Source organism: Petrotoga halophila DSM 16923 (assembly GCF_002924615.1).
The window spans coordinates 1-6,159 of record NZ_JALY01000263.1; the positions used below are offsets into that span (position 1 = coordinate 1).

The following is a 6,159-nucleotide window of genomic DNA, read 5'->3' on the forward strand; positions in this document are numbered from 1 at the left end:
ATCAGCCGTTTTGCAAGAAATACGCTGGACTGCCTAAAGTACATAAGGCAGCTTAAAGAAAAAAATATTCCAGTTTACTTTGAAAAGGAAAATATAAACACATTGGATTCCAAAGGGGAAATCCTGCTGACCATTATGGCTTCTTTGGCGCAGCAAGAAAGCCAATCGTTAAGCCAGAATGTAAAACTGGGTATTCAGTACCGATATCAGCAAGGAAAAATCCATATTAATCACAACCGGTTTCTTGGCTATACAAAGGATAAGGATGGCAATTTAGTTATCGTACCTGAAGAAGCAGAGATCGTTAAACGCATTTACAGAGAATACCTTGAAGGTTCCAGTATGCTACAGATAGCAAGAGGTCTGGAAGCTGACGGAATTCTGACAGGTGCAGGCAATCACAGATGGCATACCAGCACCATCAATAAGATTTTGAGGAATGAAAAATATATCGGTGATGCGCTGTTGCAGAAAACCTATACAGTAGATTTTTTATCGAAGAAAAGGGTGGCCAATAACGGCATAGTTCCTCAATACTATGTAGAAAACAGCCATGAGCCCATAATCCCGCGTGAAATTTATATGCAGGTTCAGGAAGAGCTTGTCCGCAGAAGATGTGTGCATATAAGTAAGAACGGAAAGAAGAGAAACTACAGCAATAATCATCCCTTATCCCAAATGGTGTTCTGCGGCAAGTGTCATGAAGTATTCCGCAGGGTTCATTGGAATAACCGAGGGAAAAAATCCATCGTTTGGAGATGCGTCAGCAGATTGGAAAACACCGGTTTGTTTTGTACCGCTTCCACTATACTTGAAGATACTCTCAAAGAGAAGATTGTAGAAGCTATCAATATAGCCGTCAGCGGGAAAAACTCTTTCCTGGCCATACTGAAAAAGAATATTGAAACCGTATTAAACGAGGATTTGGACGAGAGTACGGCAGATATTGATAAAAGGCTGGAAGAGCTTCAAGCCGAGTTAATTCAAAAGGCAAATTCAAAGGAAGTATACAATAATATTGTAAATGAAATTTATAGGTTGCGAGATTTAAGACAAGAAACACTTTCAAGAAACGCTCTCCGCCAAGATAAGAGAGATCGGATTGCTGAGATGACGGACTTTCTTGATATGCAAACTGGTGATATTACGGAGTTTGATGATAAACTGGTCAGAAAACTAGTTGAAAAAGCCATTGTATATGATGACAGGATAATGATTGAGTTTAAGTCTGGGTTAGAAATAGAAGTGAATCTATAGGATTATAATATTACCGCCAGTTGAGGAGGAGCACTAATATTATTGCGAATAGCAACAGGAAACAAACTAATATTCCTTTTGGAATTGTATAGTAATATGGACTGGAATTTGTTTAACTTTCTGCAAAAAAAATCGTTAAGATCAACTCAAGCCTGTACCTTTTATATAAGGCACAGGCTTGCCATTACCAGAAAAAGTATCAAATTATCGATAAAATATACTCGGCCCCAACTATCGCCACATTTGATAGGCTGTGCATCATCATCGGATATATAACACTTTTGCTCCTTTGATATACGATACCATACATTGTTCCTAACACTAACGAAAATAGTAACTGGAAATAATTCATACTTACCGAAAACGGGTTCACCGTCCATTTTATATGCGCAAGGGCAAAAAATATCGCAGAAATCAAATTTGCCCATGAAATATGCAGCTTTGATATCTTAATGCCCTTTTCACTTGGAATAAGACATGTAATTATTGAAATTGGCAAGGCCCGAAACAAAATTTCTTCTGAAGGACCTGAAAGAAACAATTGAAAGCTTAAATAACCTAATACATTTGTACAGGTCAATGGATAGTCATATTGCGATATTTGCCCGCTAAGATATCTGATAGCAGATATGATCGCTATATATGCCAACATTGCCAAAGTAAAAATCTTGACATATTTTAGTCCTGTCCTTTTATCACCAACTTTTAACCCAAAATCGATATTATATGTTTTTGACATTATAATAATAAGCACTAATGCTAAAAGTGCCTGAACTATGTGGTGTATAGAGATCCAGGCAAATACACCATTCTTATCAATTGTGCTGTAGTCAAACATGTTAGCAACAAGTGAACCAAGTTTGCTGCAAGCTTGCTGAAATAGGAATACCAATAATATTGTGATAACTATCCTTGCTCTTTTTGATTTATTGACTGCCATGCATCTTCTCCGTTCGTACTATTATCATAGGTTTTGAAGCTAATAAAACTAATCGTTGCTTTTTACACTAAGCTTTTTCTTTAATAACCAACCGATAAACATTCCTACCACGATACCTACCGCGTGGGCAGGACCCCCAATAGAAACTTGCGGATTTCTTATCGTTAGGATCGCATTAACTGCAAATAATGCTATCAGCCAATATTTAGACTTGGAATTTAAGATCAATGCATCCGGCTTAAGCGTAGCATAAGCTGCAACAATACCAAAAGCAGCAGCTGATGCACCTGATATCAATCCACCATTATAGTCGATCAACGGGGCATATATAAAAATAGTTAAGCTGCCAATAAAGCCGCAAACAACATAAGCAAAATAAAGTACTTTTGCGCTTGTTTCTTTATTTAGTTCAGTACCAAAGATAAGAACCAAAAGCATATTCAATAAAATATGTATTGGAAGTACATGAGAAAAAAAGACTGTTATTAAAGTCCATGGTTTCTCAAAGGCTATTTGGGGATCAGCGTTCAGCAGAAAATTGTCACCAAGATTCGGAAATACATTTAGAGCGATAAAGACAATTATATTGATACATATAAGTACCAATACAGCTAAGTTTTTTGTAAAATACTTTTTCAGATTCATTGTTCCCCTCCAGGATAAACTCAATTAAAATCATTTTATGGTTAATGCTGATTCTAAATATGAAAAATGCAATCAGACATCGTTTTAAACATTGAGAGAAAAATTGATTAAACTAATTTTTGTTCTCAAAGGAATAAGATGTCTTATAACTATTTGGATTCATAATTGAGATACGAGAATACGATTATATCAGCCTTTATCAGCGATGTCAATGAGGGAAGCTCCCCTGCGCGGTGAATATATGCTGCCGTATGACGAGGCGCATATCTATAAGCTCCGGACGTATGACATCCACTCACTCGATGCATAACACAACTTTTTTTGAAATCCTCATCATTTCATAAAATCGCTCTTCTTATAACAGGACATTAATGATTGATGTAGTAGTCTATTTCCCTGTTGGTTATCATCTTCCAGAGAATGAAATAGATGTTAAACGTGATATACTTCATTTGTTTCAAGTGTTGGCTGAGTTTACTGATAGCTCTGACCGAGTGCTTGCTATGAATAAGTTTGAGGCCCCACAATCAGTCGACTTTCCTATTAATGCTTATCTAGAGGTTATATATTATTTTATGGAGAAGAACGGTTACTATATGGAAACTGAACCTGTATATAAAACAAGAGACCGTGGAAATATTGACTGGGCAAAAACTATACAAAGGCAAAAGGCATTGATACAGTCTAACTTTTCACCAGTGTATACACAATATACTGTTCGAGAATCAACTCCGAATGAGAATAAGTTAATAACCCATATACACAGACATTGTGTATATGAAAGTTTTTCAAAACTAGGATGGCTATTTACTCCATATATGCCTGAACCACCACAAATACCCCTGTCAATAACCTGTGAAAATGTCACCTAAAAAATCATGATTTTATTCTATGAAAATGTCACTTTCGAGATATAATTTTGCTTTTTAAGTAACGAGTTAGAAATAACGACAAGAGAAAAATCATGAAAGTGAGATAAGATGGAAAAGTGAGTTTTTTCGCTAAGTTATAGCTAAGGCCGGGTGCGTGATAAAATTAGGGTAAAGCCTATGGAGCCACCCACCGGCATAAACAAAAGCGTGTTTGTAAAGTCGGCAGTCAAGTAGCTTTCGCGGCATAAGTAGCAAGGCTTTGCGGGTCAGGCCAACTTATTCCACGATCTACTTGACAGCCATTGCAGGTAAACTACTTTAAAAAAGAGCATGGGAAAAAAAGCCCTTGATAAAACTTATCAAAAGCGGTATGATGAAATTAAGAATATCTTCTCTCAGGCCCATGCTCGTGTGGAATTGAAGAGCTGATTGAGCATTTCAATAATTTCACGGTCGGTTTCTTCGTACGCGAAATTGGGCCTCTTTTGTGGCATTTGTCGCCATGGATGATCAGCAGCAGGCTTTACAGGAGTACGCTTTTGTGGTTGCTTTTTAGAAGACTTTAAAGCCTTCTTTTTCGGGCGCTCTTCAAGAACTAAAGTATCATATACCACACCAGCGTATATGGCTTTAACACCTATTTTAGAACTGCTTTAATCTCATTAGTGAGATGTACGAAAAACAGTCTATCATACTTAAGCTGGGCAAGGTTGTTACAAAAAGTCTACGAGGTAGACCCATTTGTCTGTCCGAAATGTCAGGGGACAATGTCGGTTGTGGCGATTATCGAGGATCCTAAAGAGCTTACCAAGATTATTGACTGGGCAAGTCAGCAAAAACGAGAGCAACCAGAGACCGTCTGCGCTCGTTCACCTCCTGAGCTGGCACTGGTGTCGGTATAATACCCAAAAACGAAGTTTATGCAGAACAGGATAACACCTCGAAATCGATGCTTATACAGCGACCCGTGGGAGATATATTTTAAAGTTTTGTCAAATTGGTGAGAATCAGGTATTGACAGCAAAAATAGACTGAACAATAATGCTAATTGTTGGCGTTGCCGAAAATTTTTGATTGGTTCAGTTGTTCGGGCTGGAAAAATGGTTGTAGTTCGGAGAAAAATCCGAATTTCGACGGAAAACTGCTAAAAACCCCGAAATGACAGTTCCTATCAACAACTGCTAAAAACCCCGAAATGACAGTTCCTATCAACCTGGTAGACAGCGTTTTATTTGGATGCTGCTTTCTGATTATTCCTAAACGAACTCTCGAATGTGTTATACTATAGGAAAGAGGTGATAGCATGAGTCTTGATTACAACAATCCGTTTTTACAACAGAAAATCACTAAGCAAGCAGACGAACAATTCAAGAACATTTACAGTGACGATTTCTCTCGTAGGTTAGAAGGTAGTAAGATAATAACCGAAGTGTTAAAGAATACCGATAAAAATGACCAATGCAACCCATTCAAAGTAAACTGAAACCTGTTAAGCGTTAGCCAGTACTGTTTTATTTGCTATCTATCCTGAAAAATACTAAAAGAGTCACACGAAAAAAGTGTGGCTTTTTTATTTTGCCCTATTGACAACCGTTCTATCTTATGGTATTATTGATATTAACAAGACAATATTATCATAATGACAATAAGAGAGAGTGAAGTTGAATTAGTTTGAAAGCATCTGAAATTTTAAAGAATAACAAAGATATTAGTATATCAAGTGCAAATGTAGGACGTAAAAATTTTTGTACTTATTTGAAAACGTTATGTGATACAGCTACGGATATGTTTTTGAGCAATGATAGTACCCTTGATGCTTATGACAAAGCATTTTTAAAATTGGATGCGCAACTAAAGGAGTTGCTGGATTATCCATCAGATGCATTGCCCTTTAAAATATAAACGAATGAGTGATTGGAGGTGAATAGATATGGAATACAAAAAAGAGGAGGGGCAAAGCTTGGAGACAAGACATTACTAGATGCTTTAATTCCTGCTGCAGAGTCCTTGAGGGATAGCAACCAAGCCGGAGAAACGATGATTGTGGCGATGAAAAAAGCTGCCGATGCAGCAGTTTCCGGGGCAGAGAAAACAAAAGAAATTATTGCGATGAAAGGAAGAGCAACCTATCTAGGTGATCGAAGCATCGGATATCCGGATGCAGGCGCGGTTGCAATTGGCGTTATATTTACCGGGATGGTACAGTCTTTGGGTTGATGCAGTGCATACGGCAAATACAAAAAAATACCCACTTCAGAAATAGGTCAAAGCAACGATTAACTAAAGGTAAATTAAGTTAAGGCAAGAAGAAAAAGAACTAAAATATTGGATAATTATCCAAAATGCTCTTTGAAAATCGAAGTAATTCTTCAAAAAATTGGAAAGTAATTAGAATTGAAGAAGTTTTTAGGGAAAATAGAGATGAAAGAAGTACAGTTAATGAAT

7 protein-coding genes and 2 pseudogenes are annotated in these 6,159 nt (G+C 37.1%); 6 read left to right on the forward strand and 3 right to left on the reverse strand.

The genetic code is table 11. From position 1 onward, the window contains the following. Positions 1–1,257 (forward strand): recombinase family protein (locus AA81_RS12625; RefSeq protein ID WP_103899237.1); only part of this gene is annotated, 1,257 nt, incomplete at its 5' end. 199 nt (positions 1,258–1,456) lie between these two features. On the opposite strand, the gene AA81_RS12630 is transcribed toward AA81_RS12625, so the two are convergent. Both AA81_RS12630 and AA81_RS12635 read right to left on the reverse strand, forming a co-directional pair. After that, the gene (locus AA81_RS12630; protein WP_103899238.1) at positions 1,457–2,197 is read right to left on the reverse strand and encodes a CPBP family intramembrane glutamic endopeptidase; all 741 of its coding nucleotides are present in this window, start codon (positions 2,195–2,197) and stop codon (positions 1,457–1,459) included. Positions 2,198–2,245: 48 nt separating this feature from the next. Beyond that, a complete protein-coding gene (locus AA81_RS12635) occupies positions 2,246–2,842 on the reverse strand; it encodes a rhomboid family intramembrane serine protease (RefSeq protein ID WP_103899239.1) in 597 nt (198 codons plus the stop codon). Positions 2,843–3,213: 371 nt separating this feature from the next. On the opposite strand from AA81_RS12635, the gene AA81_RS12640 reads away from it, so the two are divergent. Continuing rightward, entirely contained in the window at positions 3,214–3,714 is a 501-nt protein-coding gene (locus tag AA81_RS12640; protein WP_103899240.1) for an LlaJI family restriction endonuclease, read from the forward strand. A 395-nt stretch (positions 3,715–4,109) separates the two neighbouring features. Here AA81_RS12640 and AA81_RS15015 read toward each other — a convergent pair. Next, a pseudogene (locus AA81_RS15015) lies at positions 4,110–4,367 on the reverse strand (ISNCY family transposase); the annotation flags it as partial. 45 nt (positions 4,368–4,412) lie between these two features. On the opposite strand from AA81_RS15015, the pseudogene AA81_RS15055 reads away from it, so the two are divergent. The 4 genes and pseudogenes from AA81_RS15055 to AA81_RS12665 all read left to right on the forward strand — a co-directional run. Next, positions 4,413–4,616: pseudogene (locus AA81_RS15055) on the forward strand (IS91 family transposase); the annotation flags it as partial. Positions 4,617–5,017: 401 nt separating this feature from the next. Continuing rightward, complete coding sequence (locus AA81_RS12655) at positions 5,018–5,197, forward strand: hypothetical protein (protein ID WP_103899242.1); 180 nt, start codon at positions 5,018–5,020, stop codon at positions 5,195–5,197. Positions 5,198–5,385: 188 nt separating this feature from the next. Continuing rightward, the gene (locus AA81_RS12660; protein WP_103899243.1) at positions 5,386–5,616 is read left to right on the forward strand and encodes a hypothetical protein; all 231 of its coding nucleotides are present in this window, start codon (positions 5,386–5,388) and stop codon (positions 5,614–5,616) included. An 18-nt stretch (positions 5,617–5,634) separates the two neighbouring features. After that, entirely contained in the window at positions 5,635–5,931 is a 297-nt protein-coding gene (locus AA81_RS12665; RefSeq protein WP_199676860.1) for a DAK2 domain-containing protein, read from the forward strand. The last annotated feature ends 228 nt before the right edge of the window (positions 5,932–6,159 follow it).

Coding starts and splice junctions, on each gene's coding strand:
- AA81_RS12630 (WP_103899238.1), bottom strand. CDS start 2,197: ATGGCAGTCAATAAATCAAAAAGAGCAAGGATAGTTATCACAATATTA.
- AA81_RS12635 (WP_103899239.1), bottom strand. CDS start 2,842: ATGAATCTGAAAAAGTATTTTACAAAAAACTTAGCTGTATTGGTACTT.
- AA81_RS12640 (WP_103899240.1), top strand. CDS start 3,214: ATGATTGATGTAGTAGTCTATTTCCCTGTTGGTTATCATCTTCCAGAG.
- AA81_RS12655 (WP_103899242.1), top strand. CDS start 5,018: ATGAGTCTTGATTACAACAATCCGTTTTTACAACAGAAAATCACTAAG.